This is a genomic window from Amycolatopsis sp. cmx-4-61, assembly GCF_046548775.1.
Classification (GTDB): Bacteria; Actinomycetota; Actinomycetes; order Mycobacteriales; family Pseudonocardiaceae; genus Amycolatopsis.
Map to the genome: position 1 here is coordinate 235,467 of NZ_JAEBEI010000004.1, position 25,743 is coordinate 261,209.

Consider the following 25,743-nt stretch of genomic DNA (forward strand, 5'->3'; position numbering starts at 1 on the left):
GCATGGAGGTGGCCCCCATGAGCAACCGCGACTTCTGAACCACCCTCGAATTGTCGCCCGCGCTGTCCGCGAATGCCATTCATGATCTTGGCCGTACCCGGAGGTGGCACCTGGCGCTCACGACGGCCACGGTTCCGCCGCGCCCACCCGGCGCCAGGCGAACCCCACCGGCACGGCCAGCAGCAGGCCCACCGCCCCCGCGAGCGCGATGGTCGTGTGCGCGGACCCGAGCACCTGCGCGACCAGGCCACCCGCGCCGACGCCGACCCCCTGCGCGACCCGCAGCCCGGTCCGGTACAGGCCCCCCGCGCTGCCCCGGATGTCGTTCGGCACCCAGGTGATGAACGTGGCCGACACCGTGATGACGTACGCGCCCGTCGCGCCCGCCAGCGCGAGCAGGATCAGCGCGAACGCCAGGTTCGGCCGCAGGGCGAACGCCGCCAGCGCGGCCAGCGGCAGCGCGGCCAGCACGCCGAGCAGCCTGCGGCGGTGCTCGGTCGTGACGAACCGCGACAGCAGGAACGTCCCCACGACGAAGCCCAGCGGGTCGGCGGCCAACAGCCAGCCGACCGCCTGCTCGCCCGCCCCGAGCTGCGCGGCGAGCGGTGCCGCGAGGCCCTCCGGGATCACCGCCAGGCCGACCAGCCAGGACAGGTAGAGCAGCACCCGCAGCCGTTCGTCGCCGAAAACCTGCCGGACGGCGCCGAACCACGGGGCGCCGCCGTCGCCCGCGGCGGGCCGCCGCAGCACCAGCAGCCGCACGGCGACGGCCGCCACCAGGAACGTCAGCGCGTCGATCGCCAGCGCCCACGACGTCCCGATCGTGGTCACCAGCAGCCCGCCGGTGGCCAGGCCGGCCAGCATCGCTGTGTTGTTCGTGATCCCGCGCAGGTCCTGGCTCTGCAGGTAGACGTCGTCGTCGGCGAAGACCTCGCGGCCCAGCGCGTTCTGCGCCGCGTTGCAGGGCGCGTTGGCCAGCCGCGCGAGGACGAACAGCCCGAACAGCCCGCCCATCGGCATCCCGGGCAGGGCCATCAGCCCGATCAGCACGGCCTGCGCGAACGAGCCGGTCACCAGCACCGCGCGCCGGGGGAACCGGTCGGCGAGCTGGGCCAGCCCGAGCCCGCCGGCGAGGGCGGGCAGGAACGTCAGGGAGTAGACGATGGCCGACAGCAGCGGCGACCCGGTCCGGTCGAAGGTCAGGATGGCCAGCGCGACGATGGTGAGCTGGTCACCGAGCATCGACTGCGTCTCGGCGAACCACAGCGCGCGGAACTCACGGTTGGCCAGGACGGCCCGGAGCCGGGGTGTCGCGCGTGTCGTCACCTCGTAACCACCGTCCCCCGATCGAGTGAACACGGACCTTGCGCATTGTGCCTCTCCGGTGACGATCACGGCCGGGGGTGTCACTGTTCACCACCGGGAAGCACCCACAGTATGCCGCCGGTTACGCGCCGATGTCCCCTGAATGCGAGCCAGTCACCCCCTTGTGACCGGCTCGCGGGTACGTCCGGGCTGATCGAACCGGACTCGCTCGGCGCAGGGCGGCGGCCGCTCGTCGTCGCGCCGATGCCGCGTTGGACCGAATGGGCCAAGACTGGACATGAGCCGGCCGGGGTGGGCGGACCGCGCGCCGCCGGCGCTGCAGATCGGGGAGAGCAATGGACGGGTTGATGCAGGGCAAGGCGGTCGTGGTCACCGGCGCCGGCCGGGGCCTCGGCGAGGCGTTCGCGGTGCACGTCGCGCGGGCGGGCGGGGCGGTGGTGGTCAACGACGTCGACGCCGACCTGGCCGAGCGGACCGCGGAGAACATCCGGGCCCACGGCGGCCGCGCCGTCGCGAGCGGCCACAGCGTGGCCGAGGCGGGCGAGGCCCAGGAGATCGTCGACCTGTGCGTCAAGGAGTTCGGCGGGATCGACGGGCTGGTCAACAACGCCGGGCTGAACTACGAGGCGCTGCCCTGGGAGGACGACGCCGAGCAGGCGCGGGAGCTCGTCGCGGTCAACGTCCTCGGCGTGGTGAACACCGGGCTGGCCGCGATCAAGGCGATGGTCGACGCGGGTACCGGCGGTTCGATCGTCAACATCTCCTCCGGTGCCTCGCTCGGGCAGCGCAAGCTCGGCGTCTACGCGGCGAGCAAGGGCGCGGTCGCGTCCCTGACCTACTCCTGGGCCCTCGACCTCGAAGACGTCGGCATCCGCGTCAACGCCGTCTGCCCGCTCGCGCACACGCGGATGGTGTGGAAGTCCGAACGCTCGCTGCGGGCCTGCCCGCCGGACCGCACACCGGCCCGGATCGCACCGGTCGTGCTGTTCCTGCTCGGCGAGGGCTCCCACGGCATCACCGGCCAGATGATCCGGTGCAACGGCCCGCAGCTGCACGTCATGGGCCAGCCGTTCCTCAAGCAGCCGATCCTCGAGCGCCCGGTGTGGGACACCGAGACGGTGCAGAAGGCGTTCGACGAGGTCTTCTCCGCCCACCTGGAGAACTACGGCCTGGAGAAGCGCGTCCCGCCGCGGCTGCGCAAGTGGACGGAGTCGACCTCGCCCCGCACAGCCTGATTCAAGCGCCCCAAGGCGGCCTTGGTTGCGTCTGACGCACCGAAGGCCGCCTTGGGTGCGTCTGACGCACCGAAGGCCACATTGGGGCGCTTTGGTCAGGAGCCGGCGGCGGGTTCGGGGTCGCGGACGGCCGCGTAGAGGCCCTCGATGTCGGCCGAATAGCGGTCGTTGATGACCCGGCGCTTGAGCTTGAGCGTCGGGGTCAGTTCGCCCGATTCGGGGGTCCACGCCTTCGGGAGCACGTGGTAGCGCTTGATCTGCTCGATCCGGGCGAGCCTGCTGTTGGCCGACTCGACCGCGCGTTCCAGCTCGGCGCGCACCGCGGGGTGCGAAGCCAGTTCGTCCGGTGACGCCTCGACGCCGTTCGCCGCCGCCCAGCCGGGCGCGATCTCGTCGTCGAGGACGATCAGCGCCGTCACGTACGGCCGGTCGTCGCCGATCGCGACCGCCTGGCCGATCAGCGGGTGTTCCTTGAGCAGGCCCTCGATCCGGGTCGGCGCGATGTTCTTGCCGCTCGAGGTGATGATCAGTTCCTTCTTGCGGTCGGTGATCGTCACGAAGCCGTCTTCGTCGATCGTGCCGATGTCGCCGGTGGCGTACCAGCCGTCGGCGTCGGTGGCGTCGGCGATCGTGCCGTCCTCCTGCAGGTAGCCGAGGAACACGATCGGGCCGCGCACCAGCAGCTCGCCGTCCTCGGCCACCTTCACCTCGACGCCGTCGAGCGGCTTGCCGACGGTGCCGGCGCGGAAGTCCGAGCCGGAGTTGGACGTCGCCGCGCCCGTCGTCTCGGACAGGCCCCAGACCTCGCAGATCTCGATGCCGAGCCCGGCCAGGAAGTAGATGATCTCCACGGGGAGGGCGGCCGCGCCGCTGGAGGCGACGAGCACCTTGTCCAGGCCGAGCAGCGCGCGCACCGGTGCCAGCACGGCTTCGTCGGTCTGCCGGATCTTCTCGGCCAGTTCCTCGGGCACCGGCTTCCCGGCGCTGCGCAGCTTGTACCCCTGCTGCAGCAGCTCGTTCGCCTGCAGGAGCGCGGTGCGCCGGTCCTCCGGCACGCCGGCGAGCATGTTCTTGAGCCCGGCGACCATCTTCTCCCAGACGCGCGGAACGCCGAAGAAGCTCTCCGGGTGCACCTTCCCGAGCGCGCCGACGACGCCGGACGGGTCGGCGAGGGTGTGCACGTGCCCCGCCCACACGATCGGCAGGTAGATCGACAGCTCGCGCTCGGCGATGTGCGCGAGCGGCAGGTACGCGATGTTCGTCGCGTGCATCGGCGGGTGGTGCAGCTCGGTGACCGCGTACGCCTGGTGGACCGCGTTGCGGTGCGAGAGCACGACACCCTTGGGGTCACCGGTCGTCCCGGAGGTGTAGATCATGGACAGCGGGTCGTCCGGCTTGATCTCCCGCCAGGACCGCTCGAAGGCGTCCGGGTCCGCGGCAAGCGCTTCCCGGCCCCGGGCACGCAGCTCGGCGAAGGAGAGGAAGCGGTCGTCGCCCTCGGGGATCGCGGTCTCGTCCATGACGACGACGTGCCGCAGCGCGGGCAGGTCTTCGAGCACCGGCCGCCAGCGCGCCAGCTCGTTCTCCCCGCCGAGCACCACGACCGGCGCCGCGCTGTGCCGCGCGACGAACCGGATCTGGTCCGGGCTGAGGGTGGCGTAGGCGGTGCAGGGGATCGCCGAAAGGTGCGTCGCGGCGAGGTCGGCGACGATGTGGTCCGGGCAGCCCGGCGCCATGATCAGCATGCGGTCGCGCGCGGCGAGCCCGAGCCCGGCCAGCCCGCGGGAGACCTCGGCGATCGCGGTGCGGAACTCGTGCCACGTCAGCGTCGGCTGTCCTTCGAGGTCGAGCGAGGTGATCGCCGGCAGGTCCGGGTACTCGACCGCGTTGCGGTGCAGCAGCCGCGGGATCGTCTGGCCTTCGGTCTGCTCGGCGACGGACGGGGTGGTCAACGCTGGCCTCCTCGGTACTCCGGATGGCCACACTGTAGGGGCTCCCGGCGCGGGTGGATAGAGAATCGCGGCCACGTCAAGCGTCACCGTCGAACCGGACAAAGCGGTCAGGTATCCACGAGTGTCCACTGTGTACGCGGGCGTCCGCGCCGGAACCGCGCTTCAATGGAGGGGACACGGACTCGAGGGGGAACCGATGACGCGGTCGGCTCGTGAACTGCTCGTGAAGATCCAGGCGGAACTGGCGCCGCGCGACGGCGACAACCGGCTCGTGCCGCTGATCGCCGCGGGCCGGGCGCCACGCGCGGTGTTCGCCGCGCTCGCCGCGGAAGAAAAGTTGATCACGCTCAGCGACTGGCGGAGCTTCCACGCCCTCGCCGCCCGCGCCGACGAACCGAACGCCCGCCTCTTCTTCGGCGGGCTCGCACCGGGGGAGCAGCAGGCGAACGGAATGCTGGACAGCCTGCTCGCCGCGACTGGTCCGGACCATGGCGAGGAGCTCCCGCGCGCGGGCTGCCAGGTGTACCCGGCGTACGTCGCCTGGCTGGCGCTGAACGGCGAATCGTCGGCGACCGCGGCGGGGATCTTCGCCAACTTCGCTGCCTTCGGCCGGTACTGCCGGGACGTCGCGGCCGGCATGCGCGAGCACTACGGGTTCACCGATGCGCAGTGCGCTTTCTTCGACTTCTTTGCTGCGGACGTCCCGGAAATAGAAGAACAAGCGCTCGCCGCGATCCAGGCCGGCCTCGACGCGCGCCGGCTCGACGAACGGGAAGCGCATCGCTGCGCGCGGCTGTTCCAGAGCTACGAACTGCTCTTCTGGAACACCCTGGCCGACGAGTTCCCGGGCTGACGGGCCGACCGCGCCGCGGAACCGGTACCGGAGCACCTCAGCGTGATCGCGCGGCTGCGAATGCGGAATAACGGAAATTCCGGCGCGGTCTCCGGCGAATCCGCGGCTGCGCTCGCCGATCCTGCCGCATTCCGCTTTCGCGCGGCTGTCTACTCCGGACGAAGGGGGTCTCCGGGGTCGCTCGCGCACGTCCGTGACGTTCGTCACCGAACGATTCGCCGCTGTCGTACGTAGAGGGCGCCGCCGCGACGAACGCCGAATCTGGGAGCGCTCCCAGTACTCACATACTTGCGTGGAACCGAAGTCGTCCTGCGACGAAGGTCACGACTTACGGTGGTGGACTTTCGAAGCGCAGGCAGCAAGTGTGGACGGATCACCGGTTCAAGATCACGTTCTCGCCACGGACTTGACGCGCCCTGGAGGGCTGCCTAACGTCGTCGCGGGCGAAGCAGACCACGGTGATGTTGATCCGGCTGGTCGGAATCCGGGTGTTGACCGCCTCGGGCGACCCGAAACCATGTACTGCCGGAAGGAAAACGGACCCAGGTGAAGCAGATTTCTCTTCGACGCAACCGGGGATCCTCGATTCGGAAGCGCGTGCTCACGATCGCGCTCATCCCCAGTGTGGCCCTGCTGCTGGTCGGCGTGGCCCTCGCGGGCTACCTCATCTACGACGCGGTCACCGCTCGTGATTACACCAGCCGGATCCGAAACTCGGAAGCCCCCGCGATCCCCTTCTTCGCCGCGCTGCAGCAGGAGCGCCAGGCGACGCTGAGCCTGCTGGCCGGGCAGAGCAACCAGCGTGCCGTGCTCGCGGCCGTCCGCCCGAAGACGGACGCGACCGCCGCGAAGGAGATCGAGAACCTCCGCGACAACTTCGCCGACTACGACGACACCCCGCCGAGCGTGCAGAAGAACATCGCCACGTTCTTCGGGCTGTTCCAGCAGCTGCCGCAGACCCGCCAGGCGGTCGACAGCGGCCAGATGCAGATCAGCCAGGCGTTCGCTTACTACAACAAGCTGTTCGACCAGTTCACCGACGGCGTCGCCGGGCTCGCGCAGAAAGCGCGCGGCGCGCAGAACGCCTACGACCGGCTGACCGCGATCCCGCTGTTCACCGCGGCCGACGCGATGCAGCGCAGTGACGCGCTCGCCGCCGCCGGGCTGGCCGCGGGCGGCCTGACGAACGACGACTTCCGCGCCTACGTCGGCCAGGTCGGTGCCTACCACGCCCAGCTGGACGCGTCGGCGCCGAAGATGATCCCCGAGGTCAAGGCGAAGTACGACCAGCTGCTGGCCAGCCAGCCGTGGCAGGCCGTGACCCAGGTCGAGACCGCGTTCCTGCGCGGTGACCTGTCGAAGCTGCCGGTGCCGCAGGACCAGTGGCGCGCCGCGGCCCGCCAGGTCGGCGACGCGCTGATGGGCATCTTCATCCTGCAGAGCTCGAACGCGAGCCAGGCCGCGATCAACGACGCGGACTCCACGTTCACCGAATCGCTGATCGCCGGCGTGGTCGCGGTCCTGTTCGCGGTCTTCGTGGTGTTCGTCGCCGTCCGGCTGTCGAACCGGCTCATCGGCCGGCTGCACCGGCTGCGCGAGGACACCCTCGACGCCGCCGAGGTGCGGCTGCCCGAGCTGGTCGCCCGGGTCCAGGCGGGCGAGCCCGTCGACCTCGAAGAGGGCGGGCACTTCCTCGACCACGGCACCGACGAGATCGGCCAGGTCGCCGACGCGTTCAACAAGGCGCAGCAGACCGCCATCGCGGCCGCCATCGACGAGGCGAAGACCAAGGAGGGCACCAAGGCGGTGTTCCTCAACATCGCCCACCGCAGCCAGGTCATCGTGCACCGCCAGCTCAAGGTGCTCGACCAGGCCGAGCGCAAGCAGGAGGACCCGGACCAGCTGGACACGCTGTTCCAGCTCGACCACCTCTCCACCCGCGCCCGCCGCAACGCCGAGAACCTGATCATCCTCGGCGGCGGGCAGCCGGGCCGCCAGTGGCGCAACCCCGTCGGGCTGGCCGAGCTGGTCCGCGGCGCGTCCGCCGAGACCGAGGACTTCGCGCGGGTCAAGACGGCGGTGCTGCCGCAGATCGCCATCCGCGGCCCGGTCGTCGGCGACCTCGTGCACCTGCTCGCCGAGCTGATCGACAACGCGACGTCGTTCTCGCCGCCGCAGTCGCGGGTCGAGATCCGCGGCAACGTGGTGGGCAAGGGCGTCGTGATCGAGGTCGAGGACCAGGGCCTCGGGCTCGAGCCGGACCAGACCGAAGAAATCAACGCGATGCTGGCCGACCCGCCGGACTTCGGGATCATGGCCCTGTCGGACGAGCCGCGCCTGGGCCTGTTCGTGGTCGCGCGGCTGGCCGCCCGCCACGGCATCCAGGTGCACCTGCGCGAGTCGGCCTACGGCGGCACCCGGGCCATCGTGCTGGTGCGCACCGACCTGCTCGCCCCGCTGGCCGAGATCGAGCCCGAGCAGCCGATCACTCCGCCGAAGCCGGAGCTCGTCCCGAGCCTGGCCGAGCCGGAGACCACGGCCAACGAGGAGGTCGCGCCGCTCAAGCGGCCGGTGCGCCGCCCGGCGCGGCACCGGACCGAGCCGCCTGCCGCACCCGTGACGGCGCCCGCCGCCGTGACCCCGCCGCCGGCGCCGGTGGTCACCCCGCCGGTCACCGTCCCGCCGCCGGCTCCGGAGCGGCCGCAGCCGCCGTCCGCACCGACGCCGGTCCCGGTCGGGTCCGTGTCGGAGCCGGTGAGCCAGCCGACCCAGGCCCAGCCGGTGGCCGCGGTCCGGCCGCCCGCCCCGCCGTCCCGGACTTCGCGCCCGGCGCGTCCGGCCGCGCAGCAGCCGGTGTGGCCGCCGCAGGAGCCGCGGGCCGCGGCGACGCCGGAAAGCCGTCCGCAGCAGCCGCGCCGCCCGGAGGCACCCGGCCGCCCGCCGCTGCCGCAGCGGCGACGCCAGCAGAACCTCGTGCCCCAGCTGCGGGAAGACAAGCCCGCGCAGGAACGGGAAGAGGTCCGGCTGGACTCGCCGGAGGTCGCCCGCAGCAGGCTGTCCGCCTTCCAGCAGGGCACCCGCCGGGCCCGTGACGAAGAGTTTCCCGAGAACGACGACAGGTACGGAGAGCGCGAGTAATGGTCAACTCAGGCGCCCACGAGCTCGACTGGCTGCTGGACGACCTCGTCAAGCGGGTCGCCGGGGCGGACCGGGCGGTGGTGCTGTCCTCGGACGGCCTGCTCATCGGGAGGTCCGGCAACCTTTCCGAGGAGGACGCCGAACACCTGTCCGCGGTGGCTTCGGCGTTCCAGAGCCTGGCCCGCGGCACCGGGCGGCACTTCGGCGGCGGCAACGTCCGCCAGACGATGGTCGAGATGGACCACGCGTTCCTGTTCGTGACGGCGGCCGGCCGAGGCGCCTGCCTCGCCCTGCTGGCCCGTGAAGACGCGGACATGGGGCTGGTCGCGTACGAGATGAACCTGATGGTGAAGCGGGTCGGCCAGGTCCTCACCTCCGCGCCCCGCACCGGCGCCGGCGTGCAGCCCACGCCATGAGCGCACGGCACGAAGCCTGGTTCGACGAAGAGGCCGGCCCCCTGGTCCGGTCGTACGCGGTCACGGGCGGCCGCACCCGGTCGGACACGCTCGGGCTCGACCTCATCACGCTCGTGGTCGCCCTGCGCACCGCGCACGAAGCGGGCATGCTCGAACCGGAGTACGCGCGCATCATCGCCTTGTGCCAGCGGCCGGTCTCGGTGGCCGAGGTGGCCGCCCGGGTCGATCTCCCGCTGCCCGTGGTGAAGGTGATGCTGAGCGACCTCATCGAGCAGAACCTGGTGCTGTTCCGTACCGCGGCACCGGCCCAGGAAACTCCCAACCGACACGTATTGCAGGCGGTTCTTGATGGCATCCGGAAACTCTGACCCCCGGCGGAACCTGACCGCGACCGCGGTCAAGGTACTCATCGCCGGCGGGTTCGGGGTCGGCAAGACCACGATGGTCGGTTCGGTGAGCGAAGTCCCGCCACTGCGGACCGAAGAGGTCATCACCACCGCGTCCGAGGGGGTCGACGACCTGTCGGGCATCGAGCAGAAGACCACCACGACGGTGGCGCTCGACTTCGGCCGCATCACGATCAACCCGGACCTGATCCTGTACCTGTTCGGCACGCCCGGGCAGGACCGGTTCTGGTTCATGTGGGACGAGCTGGCCGAAGGCGCGCTCGGCGCCGTCGTGCTGGCCGACACACGGCGGCTCGACAGCTGCTTCGCGGCGGTCGACTTCTTCGAGCGCCGCAACCTGCCGTTCGTCGTCGGCGTGAACTGCTTCGACGGCGCGTACCGCTACGGCACGGAGGAGGTCCGGCAGGCGCTCGACGTCGGCATGGACGTTCCGCTGCTGCTGTGCGACGCCCGCGAGCGGGAGTCGACGAAGCAGGTGCTGACCAGCCTGATGGAACACGTGATGGCGCGGTCCGACCTCGCGGCCGCCCAGGGCGGCTACTGACCGGACCGCGCCTGGGCTTCAGCGGCGGCGCTTGATCACGTTGTCGAGCGCGAACCGGCCCGGGCCGACCGCGGCGAGCAGCAGGAAGACCCACGAGTAGACCGCGGCGGGCTCGCCCATGTTCTGCAGCGGCAGCAGGCCCATCGGGGCGTGCACGGTGAAGTAGGCGTAGGCCATCATGCCGGAGAGCAGGATGGCGGCCGGCCGGCTGGCGAGCCCGAAGAGCAGCAGCAGCGCGCCGGCGAGCTCCAGGACGCTGCCCCACCAGCCGGGGAAGCTGCCGAACGGGACGCCGCCGCCCTGGCCGTCGATGCCGCCGAAGAAGCCGAATCCCTGCAGGCCGTGGAAGCCGAACAGGAACGAGATCACGATCCGGCTCGCGCCGACGACGATGCCGGTGACCGCGGTGGTCCTGGTCTCGGCGGCGGTCCGGGTCTCAGTGGCGATCGTGCTGGTCATGACGGTTCCTCCCTGGGTGACTGGCTTGCCTTCTGCCTACGCGTCGAGCGTGTGCTCCCCGGATCGACAACCCCGCGGAAAAAACTTCGGCCGGGTTTCGGCAGACTGGGCCGATGGCGGGCAAACAGAGTGCCGGGCTCCTGCTCTACCGCGGCCGCGGCGACGACCTCGAAGTGCTGCTCGGGCACATGGGCGGCCCGTTCTGGGCGAAGAAGGACGCGGCCGCGTGGTCGCTGCCGAAGGGCGAGCTCGACCCGGACGAGTCCCCGGAGCAGGCGGCCCGGCGGGAGTTCGAGGAGGAGCTGGGGCTGCCGGCGCCCCCGGGGGAGTACGTCGAGCTGGGCGTGGTGAAGCAGTCGGGCGGCAAGGTCGTCACGGCGTGGGCGGTCGAGGCCGACCTCGATCCGGCGGCGGTCGTGCCGGGGACGTTCACGATGGAGTGGCCGCCGCGCTCGGGCCGTCAGCAGGAGTTCCCCGAGGTGGACCGGGTCGCGTGGTTTTCGCCGTCGGTCGCCCGGGAGAAGCTGGTGAAGGGCCAGCTGCCGTTCCTGGACCGGCTGCTGGCGTTGGTCAGCGGCTGAGCAGGGCCTCGAGCGGCTTGGCGGTGAACGCCGGCAGGACGACGTCCGCCTGCCCGAAGTCGAGGTTCCGGGTGATCGCGTTGGGCACGGCGACGCAGGTGAGCCCGGCGGCCTTGGCGGAGGTGACGCCGTGCGGGGTGTCCTCGAAGGCGATGGTCTCTTCGGCTTCGGCGCCGAGTGCGTCGAGGGCCGCGAGGTAGAGGTCGGGGTCGGGTTTGGCGCGGTGCAGGTCCCCGGTGAGGACGGCGTCGAAGTAGTGGTCGAGACCGAGCCGTTCGAGGTGCGGGTTCACCCAGGCCCCGGACGAACTCGAGGCGACGGCCAGCTTCAGCCCGTGCTCGCGCGCGGTTTCGAGGTAGCCGCGGACGCCGTCGCGCGGGCCGAGGTCTTCGAGGAGCCGCAGGACGTGCGCCCGGAGCCCGGGCCGCAGCGCGTCCGGGTCGATCCCGGGGACGTGCTCGCCGAGCAGGGTGACCATGGCCGGGGTGGTCCGCTGGGTCCCGATGACGGCGTACCAGGCGTCCAGCGGCAGTTCGGTGCCGTGTTCCCGGAAGATGGCCTGCCAGGCCTGGAGGACGGCGGATTCGGTGTCGGCGAGCGTGCCGTCGAAGTCGAAGACCAGGGCGCGGGTGGGCACGCCTGCACCCTGCCCGCTGGGTGATCGTTCAGGCAAGGGAGTTGTGACGAGCCCGAAACGCTTGGCCGGCCGCCTCGCCGCGCAGAGCGAAGACGACCTCCTCGATGGAGCCGGGTTCGGCTGCGGAGACGGTGGTGAGCGCGATGTCCGCGGCGGACTCCAGCGGCCAGCGGTAGACGCCGGTGGAGATCGCGGGGAACGCGACGGTCCGGGCGCCGAGGTCCCGCGCGACGCGCAGGGCGTTGCGGTGGCAGTCGGCGAGCAGCCCGGAGCGGTCTTCCGTCGCCGACCACACCGGCCCGACGGTGTGCACGACCCACTTCGCGGGCAGGTTTCCGGCGGTGGTGGCAACGGCCTGCCCGGTCTTCAGCCCCTTGCCGTAGTGCCCGGCCCGCAGCTTCCGGCACGCGGCGAGGATCTCGGGGCCACCCGCCCGGTGGATGGCCCCGTCGACCCCGCCGCCGCCGAGCAGCGAGGAGTTGGCGGCGTTGACGACGACGTCGACCTCGAGGGTGGTGATGTCGGCGTCGAGGATCCGGATGCGCATGCCGCCATTCTCCCGGACCGGGCTACGGCTGGACGGTCAGCCGGTACAGGCGTTCGCCGATCTTGTAGTACAGGTCCCCGAACCGGTCCGCCGTCAGGTCCTCGACCCCGGATTTCGTCAGCAGCACCGTCACCGCCTTCGTGGCCTTGTCGATCTTGAAGATGCGGTCGCCCTGGGTGCCGTAGACGTGGTCCGGGTCCTTGGGCACCGTCAGCAGCACGCCGTCGCGCCAGGCCATCGTCGACTTCGTCTCGTAGTCCGGGTCCGCGAACAGCCGTTGCGTCTTCATCGCTCCCGGCGCCGCCGGGTCGAACGTGAGCAGCGATCCGCCGGACAGGCCCCACACCTGACCGTCCACCTCGGCCAGTGCGGTGACCGCCCGGGATGACGGCAGCGGGTAGCGCGTCACCGCGCCGTTCGCCGGGTCGTAGGAGAACACCTCCGCCGAGGCGCCCGGCGCGAACACCGGGTTGACGCCGAGCGCACCGCGCGTCGACGTGCCGCCGAAGACCTTGCCGCCGGCGTAAGCCAGGGAGACCACCGCCTGGTCCGGGACGACGCAGACGGTCCGGCCCGGCGTGCCCTCCTTCCAGATGCTCAAGGCGCCGCTGCGCTTGCCGTACTTCGGGACCGTTCCCATGTAGACAGTGCCGTCGGGGGCGCCGGCCAGCGCGTACGGGCGGTCCTGCGGCGGCGGGCCCTCGCCCGCACGGCAGTCGGCGGCCTTGTCGCCCGCGGCGCCGCCGGTGTACAGCAGCTTCGGCGGCCATTCGCCGCCCGGTACGTAGCTGTACAGCCGGGCCGAGGGGTAGACGCCGATGTAGAGCTTCCCGTCGTGGCCCAGCAGGCTGTCGGTCTGGTTGAGCCCGGTGCGGGTCGGGGTGTCCGGGTGGTTCTCGTCGGCGTCGCCGTGCCGCGGGTCGTACACCCCGGTGCCGCCGGTGAGGTAGCCGCCGGTGTAGATCTTGCCGTCCGGGCCGGTGCCGAGTGCGTTGATCGCGGCGGGCAGCACCGGCGTGCCGGAGACGAGCCGGGTGCTCGACGTGCCGGTCGCCGGGCTGTACTTGAAGATCCGGGTGCCGTCCGGCGCGCCGCCGAGGCCGGTCAGGGTGCCGTTCTCCCAGCTGTAGCCGGTGACGTCGAGGTCGGGCCGGACGCTCGTCGGCTGCACGGCCTTCGTGGCGATGTCGTAGGACTGCAGCAGCCCCTCCTTGACGAACCACACCTTGCCGTCCGCGGCCGGGGAGTGGTGCAGGTCGGTGTCGGTGATCGCCGCGTCGACCACCGAGCGGTACGAGCCGTCGGCGTTCTTGACGACCTGGAGCACGAGCAGCGTGCGGTCGAGCCAGGCGAACAGCCGGCCGCCGGTCCAGGTCAGCCCGCCCACCATGGAGTTGTGCGCGTACTCGGCGGGCAGCAGGCTGTCGGTCCGCCCGGTGACGTTGTCGTAGCGCACCAGCGAGGCGTTCGTCCCGGTGCCGAGGTAGGTCGTGTTGGCGGCCGGGTCGTGGGCGATGCTGCGCACGTACTCCGCGCCGGCGACGATCGGCGTGGCGCCGATGGTGGTGAACTTGCCGTTGTCGTACTTGAAGTAGCGGCCGTCGTTGTAGGTGCCGCCGTAGACCTTGCCGCCGGCGCCGGCTTCGAGGTCCCAGATGAAGGAGTACCCGCCTTCGGCGCGGCCGAGGTCGGTCAGCGTGGTGGTGCCCGGCACGTGGCGGTACAGCTTCGAGTTGGGATAGGTGCCGAGGTAAACGCTGCCGTCGGTGGCGGTGGTGGCCGCCCAGCCGCCGACGGTGGGCGTGTCGGTGGTGTCGGGGAAGGTGAGCTTCGAGGTGACCTTTTCGGTGGCGACGTCGATGACGGCCAGCTGCGGGTTGCTGTCCGCGGTGCCGGTGTACACCGCGTAGGCCTTGCCGCCGGCGAAGGTGGTGGCGTTGGGGACGCTGCTTTCCAGCTGCACACCGAGGTCCGTGTCGTCCTGGCCGAGTGCCACCTCGTCCCAGTACGCCGTGCCGACGTTGCCGACGCCGGAGTAGATCAGCGCGGAGACGCTGGTGGTCCCCGCGGGCGCCGTCCCCGAGGCGGTGGCGGTGTTCCACTTCTTGCCGGAGACCGAGCCGCCGGTCACGCTGCCGAGCAGCCGGCCGGCCGAGTCGCGGAACCGCAGGTACAGGTCCGCCACGCCGCTCTCGGTCCAGACCTGGGCGTAGGCGGTGTACCGGACTCCGGCCGCGGCGGGCAGCCCGGGCTGGCTCTCCCGGCCGTAAGCGTTTTCCGCCGAGGTGTCGTCCACCCGCGCCGTGGTGCGCCCGTCCCACGTCACGGCGGTGACCCCGCCCGGGCTGTGCGACCCGCTCCAGCCGGTCAGCCCCTGGTCGAACCCGCCGTTGGCGATCCGCAGGTCGGCCGCGCCGGCCGGGGCGGGCCCGGCGAGCATTCCGGTGGCCACCGCGGCCGCTAGTGTGGTGCCCAGCAAACGTCTCATGGCGGCCACGATCGGGCGCGACCGTACAAAACCGGTACAAGCGCCGCTCAGCCCAGGAAGAAGTCCTTGAGCACCGGGGCCAGTGCCGTCGCCTTGACGATGTGCGTCTGGCCCGGCAGTGTCCGGTACTCCGCCGACGGCAGGACCTTCGCCAGCGACGCCACGCCGTTGCGCATCCAGTCCGGGCTGCGGCCGCCGTCGACGCACAGCACCGGGATCTTCACCTCCGGCCAGGCCGGCGGCAGGGGTTCGCCCGACTGGTGGCCGCCCACCACCGCCGTGTCGTACGGGAGCGTGTGGGCCACTCGCTTGAGCTTCGCCCAGAACGGCATGATCCGCATCAGCGCCACCGTCCCGCCGCTGAGCCCGACGCCTTCGGTCATGAACATCTTCACCGCCTTGCCGCGCTTGCCCTCCTTAAGCGCCTCGTCGAGCCGGGCCGGGTAGTCGGCCGCGACGCGGCTGCGTGAGCCGTCGACGACGAACGGCGGCTCGTACACCGCCAGCTTCGGCACCGGCAGGCTGCGCGCCGCTTCCAGGGCGAGCGCGGCGCCGGAGGAGATGCCGAACAGGAGCGCCTCGCCGCCGGTTTCCTTGACCAGCGCCGCGATGTCTTCGACCTCGCGCTCGACCGTGTACGGCCCGGTGTCGGTGCTCTCGCCCCGGCCGCGGCGGTCGTAGGTGTACACGGTGAAGTGCGCGGCCAGCTCCTTCGCCAGCGCGTCGTTGGGGGACGAGCCGCGGTAGCACATCGCGCCGTCGACCAGGACGAGCGCGGGGCCGGATCCGGCGCGGGTGTAGGCGATCTTCGTGCCGTCGGCGGAAACCGTCGAGCTCATCGGGACTCTCCTCGCGACAGCAGGTGGCCGGACGTGGTGGCGAGCCAGGCGAAGGCGATCACGACCGCCGCCCAGAAGCCGAGGATGACCGCCGGGCTCGTCGACCCGGACGCTACGCCCGCGAAGCCCGCGAGGAACAGCAACCCGCTGACCCGCGAGTACCACGCCCGCGCGGGCGGGAGGTGAGAGCCGATCGCGAAGCAGGCCGCGACCAGGGCGAGGAACCCGGCGCCACCGGCGGCGAAGTGCAGCGTGCCGTGCCAGCTGACCGACGACGGCGGGCCCGCGGGCGTGCCGGCCGGGAAGCCGTCCTGCGGGTCGGCGCGGAACACACCCGCGCACAGCAGGCCGGCTCCGTACACCGTGAGGAGTCCCGGCCCCCACCGGCCGGGCAGGACGCGGCGGATCCCGGCCGCGGCCGCGATCGTCAGCAGGCCGGTGACCACGAAGTTCGTGATCTGGACGAAGCCGAGGGAGCCGTTGGACAGGACGCTGGCGGGGTGCCGCGTGAAGTCGAAGCCGGCGCGGGTCAGGCCCTGGAGGACGCCGGTGCCGACGAACAGCGGCCCGGCGAGGATTCCGCAGGTCAACAGCGTACGGGTGGAGAGGAAGGTGCTCGTGCGAAGCGCTGTGGTGGTCATGGCGGCCAGCGTGGCACCCGATGGTTGAAACTGTCAAGACAAAAAAAGTTGTCGGTGGTGGACGAGCGCCCCAATGTGGCCTTCGGTGCGTCAGACGCACCGAAGGCCGCCTTGGGTGCGTCTGACGCAACCAAGGCCACATTGGGGCGCTCGGGTCAGGCGGAACGCAGCGTGAGGAGTGTTATCTCGCTGGGGGCGAAGATCCGGAACGGCGGGCCCCAAAACCCGGTGCCGCGGCTGTTGTACAGCTGCGTCTCGCCGTGCCGGGTCAGGCCGGACAGCGTCGGCTGGTCGAACCGCACCAGGAGGTGGAAGGGCCAGATCTGCCCGCCGTGCGTGTGCCCCGAGATCTGCAGGTCGACACCGGCCTCGCGGGCCTGGCGGATCTGCTTCGGCTGGTGGGCGAGCAGGACCACCGGGACGTCGGCGGGCCGGTCGGCCAGCGCCGCGGCCAGGTCGGGGCCGTGGCCGGGCAGGCCGGACGCCGCGCCGGTCGGGTCGTCGATACCGGCGAAGAGGATCCGGTCGCCGCCGCGCTCGAGCAGCGTCGAGCGGTTGTGCAGGGTGTCCCAGCCGAGCCCCGCCATGTGGTCGAGCCACGCCTGGGCTTCGCCGAAGTACTCGTGGTTGCCGGTGATGTAGAACCGCCCGAGCCCGGCCTGGACGCCGCCGAGCGGGTCGACCTGCTTGCGGCGCTTGGCCACCGCGCCGTCGGCGAGGTCGCCGGCGTGGCAGACGACGTCCGCCTCGAGCGCGTTGACCGCCGCGACGACCTCTTCCGACCACTTGGTCCGGTCGATCGGCCCGAAGTGGGTGTCGGTCAGCACGGCGACGCGCAGGCCGTCGAGCCCCGGCCCCAGCCGCGGGATGACGACGTCGACCGCCTTCACCGGCGGCACGCGCATGGCGACGCGGTGGCCGTGCACGAGCAGCCCGGCGGCGATCAACGCGGTCGCACCCGCGACGATCCGCGACCGCGCCGGGTCGTCGACGCCGAGCAGCGCGACCCGCAGCACCAGGCTCAGGATCGACCAGCTGAACAGCACCCAGATGACGGCGAGCAGCGAGTCGCCGAGGCGGGCGGCGGCGTCGCTCTGGTGCCGGGAGTGGCCGCGGTACATCGCGACCGGCATGGTCACCAGCCCCGCCGCGAACAAAACCGTCCCGGCGATCGTGCCCGCGGTGCCCCACTCGGGCGCGAGCACCAGCGTCCACCAGGGGACGGTGAACAGCAGGAGCACCGCCAGCAGCGGCACGACGACCAGTTGCCCTCTCATCGAACCAGGTTACAGCCCATCGGGCTGTTAGCGATTTCGCTACTTGCCCTACAGAGCAGCACGACACCCGCTCGGGTTCCCGCTCGCCGGCGTCGCTACGACGCGGCTCGCGAGCGGCGCCAGTCCGCGACCGCTTCCTCGACGTCCACCAGCGCGACCGTCAGCGGCGGTCCGGTGTGGTGGTTGAGGTAGGCCTGCCGGATCCGCTGGTTGAGCTCGGCCACGACTTCCCGCACCCGCACCTCGGTGCGTTCCGCGGCGAGCGTCTCCGGCAGGTCCTGGACTTCGCGCTTGAGCGCGAGCGCCGGCGGCAGCAGCGCTTTCGTGTCGTGGCCACCCTTGCGGACTTCGCGCAGCACCCAGTCGGTCGCCGCGTCGTTGCCGGTGGGTCTGGGCAGCGGCTTGCCGGTGCCGGGCAGGTCGTCGAACTCGCCGCGTTCGCGGGCTTCGTCGATCTGCCGGTCGACCCACCAGCGGAAGGACACCTTGGGCGGCTTGCGCCTGCTCATCTCGTCACACCCCCTCCGTCTGCTTCCAGGGTAATGTCCGAACGACGACGAGGGGATCGCATGACCGCCGAACGCACTGGCGCCGAGGACGTCGACCGGACGCTCGCGCTGCTCTGGCGCGCCCGCGGTGGCGCCGCCGAACCGACCAGGGGCCGCCGTCCGACGCTGTCGATCGAGCGGATCGTCGCCGCCGCGATCGCGGTCGCCGACGCCGACGGGCTCGCCGCCGCGTCGATGCACCGGGTCGCCAAGGAGCTCGGCAACGGCACGATGACGCTCTACACGTACGTGCCCGGCAAGGCCGAGCTGGTGGACCTGATGGTCGACGACGTGCTCGTCGGGCGGCGGCTGCCCGGGCCGGGTGAACCGCGCCCCGGTGACTGGCGTGAACAGGTCGCGCTCTACGCCGAGCGGACCCGGCAGGCCTACCGCGACCACCCGTGGCTGTGCGAGGTCTCACGCGTCCGGCCACCGCTGGGGCCGGGCCAGCTGGCGGGCCAGGAGTACCTGTTGTCGATCATGGCCGAGCTGGGCCTGCCGCCGCGCCAGGCGGTCGCGGCGGCCAACGGGATCGGCACCTACGTCGACGCGAACGCCGCGCTCGACGCGGAGAACGCCCGGTTGGAGCGCAGCACCGGCCAGTCGACCGAGGCGTGGTGGCACCAGCGGTCGTCGTTCTGGGAGAACTACTTCGTCGTCGACGCGCACCCGGCGATGAACCGCATCTGGCTCGGCGGCGGCTTCGACCAGAGCGCCAAGGCCCAGGGCGACACGGCGTACGAGTTCGGCCTGAACCGGATGCTCGACGGCATCCAGGCACTGGTGGACTAGCGCCGGCTGCGCCACCGCAGCCGGCGTCGCTCCTGCTCGGGCACCGCGGCCGACGGCACCGCGCGCAGGACGTCCCGGCACACCGGGTCGAACCGGCCCGGCTCTTCGATCATCGGGGCCGCCAGCACGACGTGCCCGCACACCGCCCGGAACCGCCCGTCGTGCCGCCCCGCCGCGAACTCGTCCTCGGTGACGGCGTGGGTGTAGCCGTCGGTGTCGCAGCGGATGTGCACCAGGAACGGCTCCACCGGGCTCACTTGGCCGGGCTGGTCGAGGTGGTTTCGGTGGGCTTTTCGGTCGAGTCGGCCGGGGTGGCGGCAGCCGTGGACGCCGGCGGCGGGGTGGTGCTCGTCGTCGACGGCGGCGACGGCGGCGGCGTGGCCGAGTCCGACGACGGCGGGGTGACCGGGGTCGAGGAAGCCGGGCTGGTCGGGGTCGTCGACGTCGGCGTGGTGGAGGTGGGCGTCTCCGACGTCGTCGGGGCCGGGGTCGTCGGGGTGCCTGGGAGCGCGTCCGGCGGCGGGGTGACGGCCGGGGGCGCCGGCGGCGCGGGCACGCCGGCCGGGGACCCGGCCGCGGCGGCGTCCGGGGCGTTCGGCACGCCGATCGGCACCTGGCTGTCGGGCAGCTGGGCGACGCCGCCGCGGTAGGCCGCGGCCCACGCCAGCACCGTGTCCACATAGGACTGCGAGTTGTTGTAGCGGCGCACGGCGATGCGCTGCCCCGCGTCGGTCGAGAGGTCGAGGCCGCCCGAGCAGAGGTAGCGCGCGGTGGCCAGGGTTTCGTCGTAGACGTTGTTCGGGTTCGACACGCCGTCGCCGTTGCCGTCGGAGGCGTAACCGCGCCACGTCGACGGGATGAACTGCGTCGGGCCGACCGCGCGGTCCCACACCGGGTCGCCGTCGTACTTGCCGCCGTCGGTGTCCGGGATCGCGGCGAACGCGCCGGCGCCGTTGAGCACCGGGCCGAGGATCGGCTCCAGCGTGTCGCCGTTGGCGTTGACGTACCCGCCGCGGGCGTGGTTCGACTCGATCCGGCCGATGCTGGCGATCAGCGCCCAGTCGAGGTGGCAGTTCGGCTGTTCCTTGGCGAGGATGTCGGCGGCGTTCTTGTACGCCTTGAGCATGCTGCCCGGGATGCCGAGCGAGCCGGAGACGCCCGCGGAGCCGGCGCGCCCGCCCGGTACGACCAGCGGCTCCGGCAGCGGCGGCTGGGGCAGGCTGCCGTCGACCGCGATCGGCGGCATGACGATGTTCGGCTGCTGCGGCGCGGCGGCGACGGTCCGGTCCGGCGCGGCGTCCCCGGCGTTGGTCACCACGACCGGCGCCGGCAGACCCGTGGTCAGCGTGGGCAGCACGACGAGCGCCCCACCCGCGAGCGCGGCCGCGGTCCGGCGGACCGAACGCGCACTCCCGCTCCTGCGACGTGGCCGGTGCTTGGGCATGCTGGTCCCCGCTTCCCTCGATCTGTCGCTGATCGCCTCACCCGATCGGCCTCACCCACCGGTACTGACCGGTAGGAGCAAGCTATCCGATGGAAGCAAACTTTGGCGAATGCCACAGCCAAATCTGCTCCTGGAGGCGAAGTTCGTCTGGATGGCACAAAACCTTCGTAGGGAATCTGTCAGATTCACCAGGACTTAACCGGTCGGTGCGGAGAGTTTGTCCGACAGGACACCGGGGACGGTGAGCCCGCGGTGCGTCACGTCCGAAGAAAACCGCCGGACGAGCGAATCCGACGGCGTCGCGGTGAACGTCACGACGTCCCGGTGCAGCGGGGGCTTCAGCCGCCGCAGCGCCCCCGGGAAAGCCCGGGTCAGCGCGGTGGTCGGGACCAGTGCCGCGCCCAGGCCCGCGGCCGCGAGCTGGGCCGCCGTCGCCGCCTGCTTCGTCCGCATCACCACGTCCAGCACGACGCCGCGACGGGCCGCCTCCTGGTCGAGCCAGCCGCCGAGGCCGTTGTCCCGGTGGTAGTGCACCACCGGCAGCCCGCCGAGGTCGGTCATCGACACCGCGGGCCGGGTGGCGAGCGGGTGGTCCGCGGCCAGCGCCACGACGATCTCCTCGCGCCCCACGACCTCGGCGGACCCGGTCCACCGGCTCGGTCGCGGCCCGACCGCGACGTCCGCTTCGCCCGTTTCCAGCGCTTCTGCGAGTGCGTCCGCGCTCGTGGTCTCGGTGAGCGTGATCAGCACGTCCGGCCGGTGGCGGTGCCAGGCCCGCAGCACGGGGGCGAGCAGCCCGGCGGTCATGCTCTCCGCGCACGCGATCCGCAGGGTGCCTTCGCCGCCGCCGGCCACCGCCCGGCCGGTCCGGACCACCCGTTCGGCGGCGGCCAGCGCCGCCCGCGCGTCCGCGAGGACGGCCCGCCCGGCGGCGGTCGGGCGGACGCCCCGCGGCAGCCGTTCCAGCACCGGCGTCCCCAGTTCCCGTTCGAGCGCTCCGACCTGATGGGACAGCGCGGGTTGCGACAGGTGCAGCCGCGCGGCCGCCTCGGTGATCGAGCCCGCGTCCAGGACCGCGACCAGGCACTCGAGCGCGCGCAGCGTAGGCATTCGCGAATTCTATCGCAGCAATCGAAAACCTTCGTGTCACGACGGGACTGTTCCGTGGCGGTCCGGCGCTGAACGCGGTGTGCGAGACGGAAGGAGCACGGAAATGTCGTTCGAGGACAAGCAGCTGGTCGTCGTCGGCGGGGGTTCGGGGATCGCCCGGCGGATCGCGTCGGACGCGCGCGCGGCGGGCGCGGAGGTGACCTGGGCGGGCCGCGATCCGGCCGCGCTGAAGGAGCCCGGTGTCCGGGCGGCGTTCGCGGATCTCGGGGAAGAGGCGTCACTGAAAGCGCTTGCCGAAGAAGTGGGCGAGGTCGACTTCGTCGTCTCGCTCGCCGCGGCGCCGGCGAACGGGGCGCTGGCGACGCTGGACCGGGCCGCGGTCACGCGGGCCTTCGACGCCAAAGTGGTCGGTCCGCTGCTGCTGGCCAAGCACTTCGCGGCCCGCTTCCGCGAAGGCGGCGCCATGGTGTTGTTCTCCGGCGTCGCCGCGTGGCGCCCGGTGCCGGAAAGGACGGTCATGGCGACCACGAACGGCGCGGTCGCGTTCCTCGCCGAAGCGCTCGCGGTGGAGCTGGCGCCGATCCGGGTCAACGCGATCTCGCCGGGCATTGTGGACTCGGGCGCGTGGGACCGCCTCGGCGAGGCGAAGGCCGAGTTCTTCCGCCGGACCGCGGAGGCGAATCCGGCGCGCCGGGTGGGCCGGCCGGCCGACGTTTCGGCGGCCACGCTCCAGCTGCTGGCGAACCCGTTCGTCACGGGGTCGCTGCTGCATGTGGACGGTGGCGGCCGGCTCGGTGGAAACCGTGGGTGAGCAAGCCTTTACAGGGACTTGAACGGTTCCTATGATCGGCCGTCCGGATGCGTTGCCGCCCGTCCGGACGGCCCAGGTGGAGGGTTTGATGGCACGTAGGGCTCCGCGCCGAGAGCAGGTCACCGTCGCCGAGCTGCTGGTCCGGTCCGACCTGCCGCGCGACGAGGACACGGTGGTCTTCCCGCGGGCGCGCCACCGGGAGAAGCCGCAGGTACTGCGTTCGCTGACGCGGTTGCGGGTGTTGTCGGTGGTCGCGGGAGCACTGGCGCTGACGGGCGGCGTCAGCGCGGCGGTGTCGATGCCGTCCTCCCGCAACACGGTCGCGGCGTGGCCTCCGGTCGGCTTGGAGCCACCGGCGGTGGCGCTGGTGCCGCTGCCGGCGGACGTCGTCGTCCCGCCGGCCAAGCAGCAGCCTTCGGTTCCTTCGGTGCCGTCCGATCCGGAATCCGCGGCGACGCCCGCCGGGCCGGACGGAATCTCTCCGGCCGTGGGCGACCCGGAGCCGGATTCCGCAAGCCCGGTGGGCCACCGCGGGACGCTGGCCCGGGCGGTGAAGATCGTCGACAAGGTGAAGCCGTCCCCGCTGGCGAAGGCGAAACCGAAGCCGACGGCGCCGGAGCAGGTGGTGGCGCCGGTGCGCCACGAGATCCCGGACGTGCCCCTGTGGTCCCGAGGCCGTCCGAAAACCCCCGACTGGCCGGCGATGTGGGCCGCCCACCGCCCCGCGGGCTTCCCCTCGGGCGCCCACCACGGCTGCGGCGGCGGTGGCCGGCACCGCCGCTGAGGCCGGGTCCGGGGACAGACGCCGGACACAACTCACCAGTAAGGTGACGAACCCGAATCAAATTCATAGAATCGCGGAGCCCGGGTCGGCGAAAGCAGCGGAGGTTCCTGATGGCGCGCACGGCGCACCGTGCCACCGGAAGACGTGTGACGGTGGGGGAGCTGATGCTGCGGCCGGATGTCCGCGGCCGGCGCCGTCCGGAAGACCTCGAGGTCCTGGAACTGGCGTACCGCATGCGCCGCAGAATCGGCCCGGAGACGGCGGCGCAGGTCCGCTCGCCGGGAGCCAGGGCACTGGCGGCAGTGACTGGCCTTTGGCGGCGCCGGGGCCGGTAGGCCGGTCCCGGGTTTCGGTACCTGGGTCGCGGGGTCGTGGCTGGGGAAGATGGTCGGCCTCGGTGATTGGCGCTTGCCGCTGGTTGTGCGGCGGGTAGTGGGTTACGCGCGCCTGGGTTCGGTGCTTGGGAGCTGCCGTTGGCGAGGAGGACTCGCGAGGCGGCGCGGGTAGTGGCGGGTTGAACCTGGTCGGCGCCGATAGATCGGGGATGAAGACGCGTGGGTGTGGGCCCGTAGCCGTGTGGCTGCGGGCCTTTCCCGTTGTTCCTGCTGCGTGTGGGAGTGGTTGGTGGAGGTTGTTGCGTCGGGGTTTTCGGCGTTTGTCGAGGAACACCGGTGGCACGGTTTCGTCGTCGAACTGGGCGGTCAGCTCCCACACCCCGGTTCTTTTCCGGCGCAGGAATAGTTCCCGCGTGGGAACGGCAGGTTCGGTGTCGTCGGGCTCGACGCCATCGGGAACCAGATGGGCCAGGATCCGGGCCCCGAGGGCAGCGACTTGCCTGTATCCGGCCGACGCAGCGAAGGTCAGCAGGTGCTGCTCAGCACTGTCCTGATGCTCGGCCGGAACCTGGGTGAGGACTCCGGTGATCACGTCGATCATCGGGTCACTCAACCGCCCCGCCAGTGCCGCTGCACCGGTCGCGGGCGCGACCGCCGGAATCGGAGTCCCGTCCAGGGCCCGGCCTGGGTGGAGCGCCCGAGCCCGTTGCACCAGCCGCTCGGCCGCTGACTTCGGGATATCAGCCAGGTGTTCCAGCAGCCGCGCGACGGACCGGTAGCCGAACAGCTCCAGCACGCCACGCTGCTCGATCTCCACTACGAGCGCACCGATTTCGGCTTCGGTGGCCCGCTTGCGCGCGAGCAGCTCACCGAAACGGTCGGCGAGAGCCACCGCTTCAGGCGAGGGAGCCGCGTTGCTGGTCATACCTCCAAGCTACCGGGATTCGAACACCTGTCATCACTCGATCAGGCAAGAAATGGAACCCACTGTCCGCACCTCAGAACAGTCTTATCCCCTGGAAAAGACTAGAAGCTGATCGTCGAAGGCGGTCGGGCGATCAGGGCCGTCGTCCCCGGCTCGACCGCCGCGCAATGCGTGCCCGGCGCCGGAAGCCTGCCGCTGATCAGATACTCGTCCGTTGCCTTGACCACGCAAGAACTGTTCTTGAAATACGCGCCATGACCCCACCCGTCGTACGTCAGAAGCGTGCCGCCGGTCTGGCGAGCCACGGTCTGCGACCACGCATAAGGCGTCGCCGGGTCGTGGCGGCTGCTCAGCAGCAACACCGGCGGTGCGCCGTGCACCCTCAGCGGGTGCTGGAGGTTGTTCGCCGGGTCCGGCCAGCCGATGCAGCTGGTCACCGCCGTCCAGCCGAGTGAATTGACCTTGACGTCCGGGGCGAACGCCGCCGCCACGCGGCGATCAGTCTCGAGCTCGGCGAAATCGTGCACCGGCATCCGCCAGTCGTCGCAGAACACGCTCGGGAAGACGTAGTTGATCGGGACGTCGTCACGCAGGCGCGGTGGCGCGGTGCCGTCCGTCAGCCCCTTGAGCACCGTGGCGAGCCGGTTCCAGCTGGGCGCGTAGAAATTGCCCTGAAAAGCCGCCGCGAGGTCCAGCGGCTCGACCGGTTCGCCGCTTTGGGGATCCTTCAGTTCGCCGCGTGCGGCTTTTTCCTGCAATTCCCGCGTCAGCCGGGAAACGTCACGGCCGTGGAGTGCGCAGCTCGGCGTCCGGTCGCACCAGGCGGCGAACTCGGCGAACTCCGCCTGCACCGACCGCGTTTCGCTGATCAGGAACTCGGCCGCGGTCAACTGGGAATGGTCCATGTTGCTGTCCAGCACGAGCGCGCGGACCTTGTCCGGGAACAGCTCGGCGTATTGCTGGCCCATCAGCGTGCCGTAGGAAACGCCGTAGTAAGTCAGTTTCGGTTCCCCGAGCGCGACGCGGATGGCGTCCATGTCCCGCGCGACGCTCTTCGTGTCACCGAACCGCCCCAGCGGTCCGGAAAGGCGGTCGCAGCTCTCGCCGAGCTTCCGGTTGTACGCCGCGAGCCGGTCGAACTCGGCCTGGTTGCGGGGGACGCGCGGGTGGTCGGCGATCAGTTCCTCGAGCCCGCAGGAAATCCGGCCGCTCGCGCCGACTCCGCGCGGGTCGAACCCCACGGTGTCGAAGCGCCGGGTGATCTCCGGCGACAGCGACCAGCCGTTCTTCACCTGCTCGGTGCCCGACCCGCCGGGCCCGCCCGGGTCCATCAGCACCGAGCCGATCCGGGCCCGCGGGTCCGCGGCCTTGCGCCGGGCGAGCGCGACGGTCGTGGTGCCCCGGTCCGGGTGCGCCCAGTCCACCGGCACGGTCACCGACCCGCAGTCGACGCCGGGTGCGTCGGCGCACGGCTGCCAGTCGACGGACTCCGCGGCCGAAGCAGGCGTTGCCGCCAGCAGGCCTCCCCACACCGTCGTCACGGCCACCGCCGTCACCAGCCGCCTGGCTACCCCCGACATCGTCAGCCCTTTCCCTTCACCGACAGTGGTTGACCGACTCCAGGGAATCACCGATCCGGGGTGCGCGCCAGCTC

Annotated in this window: 25 protein-coding genes; 10 read left to right on the plus strand and 15 right to left on the minus strand. The window is 71.6% G+C overall.

The annotated features are described in order from the left end of the window. Positions 1–117: 117 nt before the first annotated feature. Positions 118–1,326 carry an MFS transporter gene (locus ACLJOU_RS15950; protein ID WP_410567996.1) on the minus strand — a complete coding sequence of 403 codons (1,209 nt, stop codon included), beginning with the start codon at positions 1,324–1,326 and terminating at the stop codon, positions 118–120. Positions 1,327–1,661: 335 nt separating this feature from the next. Between ACLJOU_RS15950 and ACLJOU_RS15955 the strand changes: the two genes are divergently transcribed. Continuing rightward, complete coding sequence (locus ACLJOU_RS15955; RefSeq protein ID WP_410567998.1) at positions 1,662–2,561, plus strand: SDR family NAD(P)-dependent oxidoreductase; 900 nt, start codon at positions 1,662–1,664, stop codon at positions 2,559–2,561. Between the two features lie 95 nt (positions 2,562–2,656). Here the strand turns inward: ACLJOU_RS15955 and ACLJOU_RS15960 are convergent, their stop codons facing one another. After that, entirely contained in the window at positions 2,657–4,513 is a 1,857-nt protein-coding gene (locus tag ACLJOU_RS15960) for an AMP-dependent synthetase/ligase (RefSeq protein WP_410568000.1), read from the minus strand. A gap of 196 nt (positions 4,514–4,709) precedes the next feature. On the opposite strand from ACLJOU_RS15960, the gene ACLJOU_RS15965 reads away from it, so the two are divergent. The 5 genes from ACLJOU_RS15965 to ACLJOU_RS15985 all read left to right on the plus strand — a co-directional run bounded on the left by ACLJOU_RS15965 (position 4,710) and on the right by ACLJOU_RS15985 (position 9,871). Then, a complete protein-coding gene (locus ACLJOU_RS15965) occupies positions 4,710–5,366 on the plus strand; it encodes a transcriptional regulator (RefSeq protein ID WP_410568002.1) in 657 nt (218 codons plus the stop codon). Positions 5,367–5,963: 597 nt separating this feature from the next. Beyond that, positions 5,964–8,504, plus strand: coding sequence for a nitrate- and nitrite sensing domain-containing protein (locus ACLJOU_RS15970; protein WP_410568004.1), 2,541 nt, complete (start codon positions 5,964–5,966; stop codon positions 8,502–8,504). Further along, complete coding sequence (locus ACLJOU_RS15975) at positions 8,504–8,920, plus strand: roadblock/LC7 domain-containing protein (RefSeq protein ID WP_020640887.1); 417 nt, start codon at positions 8,504–8,506, stop codon at positions 8,918–8,920. The genes ACLJOU_RS15970 and ACLJOU_RS15975 overlap by 1 nt, the downstream gene beginning before the upstream one ends. After that, entirely contained in the window at positions 8,917–9,288 is a 372-nt protein-coding gene (locus ACLJOU_RS15980) for a DUF742 domain-containing protein (RefSeq protein ID WP_410568006.1), read from the plus strand. Before ACLJOU_RS15975 ends, ACLJOU_RS15980 begins: the two co-directional genes overlap by 4 nt. Then, on the plus strand, positions 9,269–9,871 hold the full coding sequence (locus ACLJOU_RS15985) for a GTP-binding protein (RefSeq protein WP_086674902.1): 603 nt from the start codon (positions 9,269–9,271) through the stop codon (positions 9,869–9,871). Before ACLJOU_RS15980 ends, ACLJOU_RS15985 begins: the two co-directional genes overlap by 20 nt. Positions 9,872–9,889: 18 nt before the next feature. Here the strand turns inward: ACLJOU_RS15985 and ACLJOU_RS15990 are convergent, their stop codons facing one another. Continuing rightward, positions 9,890–10,330: a DoxX family protein gene (locus tag ACLJOU_RS15990; RefSeq protein WP_410568008.1), complete on the minus strand. Its 441-nt coding sequence runs from the start codon at positions 10,328–10,330 to the stop codon at positions 9,890–9,892. 113 nt (positions 10,331–10,443) lie between these two features. Between ACLJOU_RS15990 and ACLJOU_RS15995 the strand changes: the two genes are divergently transcribed. After that, positions 10,444–10,911, plus strand: a complete 468-nt coding sequence (locus ACLJOU_RS15995) for an NUDIX domain-containing protein (RefSeq protein WP_410568010.1) — start codon at positions 10,444–10,446, stop codon at positions 10,909–10,911. On the opposite strand, the gene ACLJOU_RS16000 is transcribed toward ACLJOU_RS15995, so the two are convergent. The 7 genes from ACLJOU_RS16000 to ACLJOU_RS16030 form a co-directional block, all read right to left on the minus strand. After that, complete coding sequence (locus ACLJOU_RS16000; protein WP_410568012.1) at positions 10,901–11,548, minus strand: HAD family hydrolase; 648 nt, start codon at positions 11,546–11,548, stop codon at positions 10,901–10,903. The genes ACLJOU_RS15995 and ACLJOU_RS16000 overlap by 11 nt on opposite strands. Before the next feature lie 28 nt (positions 11,549–11,576). Continuing rightward, the gene (locus tag ACLJOU_RS16005) at positions 11,577–12,095 is read right to left on the minus strand and encodes an O-acetyl-ADP-ribose deacetylase (RefSeq protein ID WP_410568013.1); all 519 of its coding nucleotides are present in this window, start codon (positions 12,093–12,095) and stop codon (positions 11,577–11,579) included. A gap of 22 nt (positions 12,096–12,117) precedes the next feature. Further along, the gene (locus ACLJOU_RS16010) at positions 12,118–14,583 is read right to left on the minus strand and encodes a hypothetical protein (RefSeq protein ID WP_410568015.1); all 2,466 of its coding nucleotides are present in this window, start codon (positions 14,581–14,583) and stop codon (positions 12,118–12,120) included. Positions 14,584–14,630: 47 nt separating this feature from the next. Continuing rightward, the gene (locus tag ACLJOU_RS16015) at positions 14,631–15,422 is read right to left on the minus strand and encodes an alpha/beta fold hydrolase (protein WP_410568017.1); all 792 of its coding nucleotides are present in this window, start codon (positions 15,420–15,422) and stop codon (positions 14,631–14,633) included. Beyond that, positions 15,419–16,063: a DUF998 domain-containing protein gene (locus tag ACLJOU_RS16020; RefSeq protein WP_410568019.1), complete on the minus strand. Its 645-nt coding sequence runs from the start codon at positions 16,061–16,063 to the stop codon at positions 15,419–15,421. The genes ACLJOU_RS16015 and ACLJOU_RS16020 overlap by 4 nt, the downstream gene beginning before the upstream one ends. Positions 16,064–16,218: 155 nt before the next feature. Beyond that, positions 16,219–17,340 carry a metallophosphoesterase gene (locus tag ACLJOU_RS16025; RefSeq protein ID WP_410568020.1) on the minus strand — a complete coding sequence of 374 codons (1,122 nt, stop codon included), beginning with the start codon at positions 17,338–17,340 and terminating at the stop codon, positions 16,219–16,221. A gap of 95 nt (positions 17,341–17,435) precedes the next feature. Continuing rightward, positions 17,436–17,849, minus strand: coding sequence for a DUF1992 domain-containing protein (locus ACLJOU_RS16030; protein WP_410568021.1), 414 nt, complete (start codon positions 17,847–17,849; stop codon positions 17,436–17,438). A 60-nt stretch (positions 17,850–17,909) separates the two neighbouring features. Between ACLJOU_RS16030 and ACLJOU_RS16035 the strand changes: the two genes are divergently transcribed. Further along, entirely contained in the window at positions 17,910–18,680 is a 771-nt protein-coding gene (locus ACLJOU_RS16035) for a TetR/AcrR family transcriptional regulator C-terminal domain-containing protein (RefSeq protein ID WP_410568023.1), read from the plus strand. On the opposite strand, the gene ACLJOU_RS16040 is transcribed toward ACLJOU_RS16035, so the two are convergent. From ACLJOU_RS16040 to ACLJOU_RS16050, 3 genes are all read right to left on the minus strand, one after another. Further along, the gene (locus ACLJOU_RS16040; protein ID WP_410568025.1) at positions 18,677–18,937 is read right to left on the minus strand and encodes a hypothetical protein; all 261 of its coding nucleotides are present in this window, start codon (positions 18,935–18,937) and stop codon (positions 18,677–18,679) included. The genes ACLJOU_RS16035 and ACLJOU_RS16040 overlap by 4 nt on opposite strands. Then, positions 18,934–20,124: a lytic transglycosylase domain-containing protein gene (locus ACLJOU_RS16045; protein WP_410568027.1), complete on the minus strand. Its 1,191-nt coding sequence runs from the start codon at positions 20,122–20,124 to the stop codon at positions 18,934–18,936. Before ACLJOU_RS16045 ends, ACLJOU_RS16040 begins: the two co-directional genes overlap by 4 nt. Positions 20,125–20,319: 195 nt before the next feature. Further along, positions 20,320–21,234 carry a LysR family transcriptional regulator gene (locus ACLJOU_RS16050; RefSeq protein ID WP_410568029.1) on the minus strand — a complete coding sequence of 305 codons (915 nt, stop codon included), beginning with the start codon at positions 21,232–21,234 and terminating at the stop codon, positions 20,320–20,322. A gap of 103 nt (positions 21,235–21,337) precedes the next feature. Here ACLJOU_RS16050 and ACLJOU_RS16055 point away from each other — a divergent pair, with 103 nt between their 5' ends. Beyond that, positions 21,338–22,045, plus strand: coding sequence for an SDR family oxidoreductase (locus ACLJOU_RS16055; protein ID WP_410568031.1), 708 nt, complete (start codon positions 21,338–21,340; stop codon positions 22,043–22,045). Between the two features lie 88 nt (positions 22,046–22,133). After that, positions 22,134–22,829, plus strand: coding sequence for a hypothetical protein (locus ACLJOU_RS16060; RefSeq protein ID WP_410568032.1), 696 nt, complete (start codon positions 22,134–22,136; stop codon positions 22,827–22,829). Between the two features lie 63 nt (positions 22,830–22,892). On the opposite strand, the gene ACLJOU_RS16065 is transcribed toward ACLJOU_RS16060, so the two are convergent. Together ACLJOU_RS16065 and ACLJOU_RS16070 are read right to left on the minus strand one after the other, a co-directional pair. Beyond that, positions 22,893–24,089: a DUF222 domain-containing protein gene (locus ACLJOU_RS16065; RefSeq protein ID WP_410568034.1), complete on the minus strand. Its 1,197-nt coding sequence runs from the start codon at positions 24,087–24,089 to the stop codon at positions 22,893–22,895. 101 nt (positions 24,090–24,190) lie between these two features. After that, positions 24,191–25,669: an alpha/beta hydrolase gene (locus ACLJOU_RS16070; protein ID WP_410568036.1), complete on the minus strand. Its 1,479-nt coding sequence runs from the start codon at positions 25,667–25,669 to the stop codon at positions 24,191–24,193. Positions 25,670–25,743: the final 74 nt, after the last annotated feature.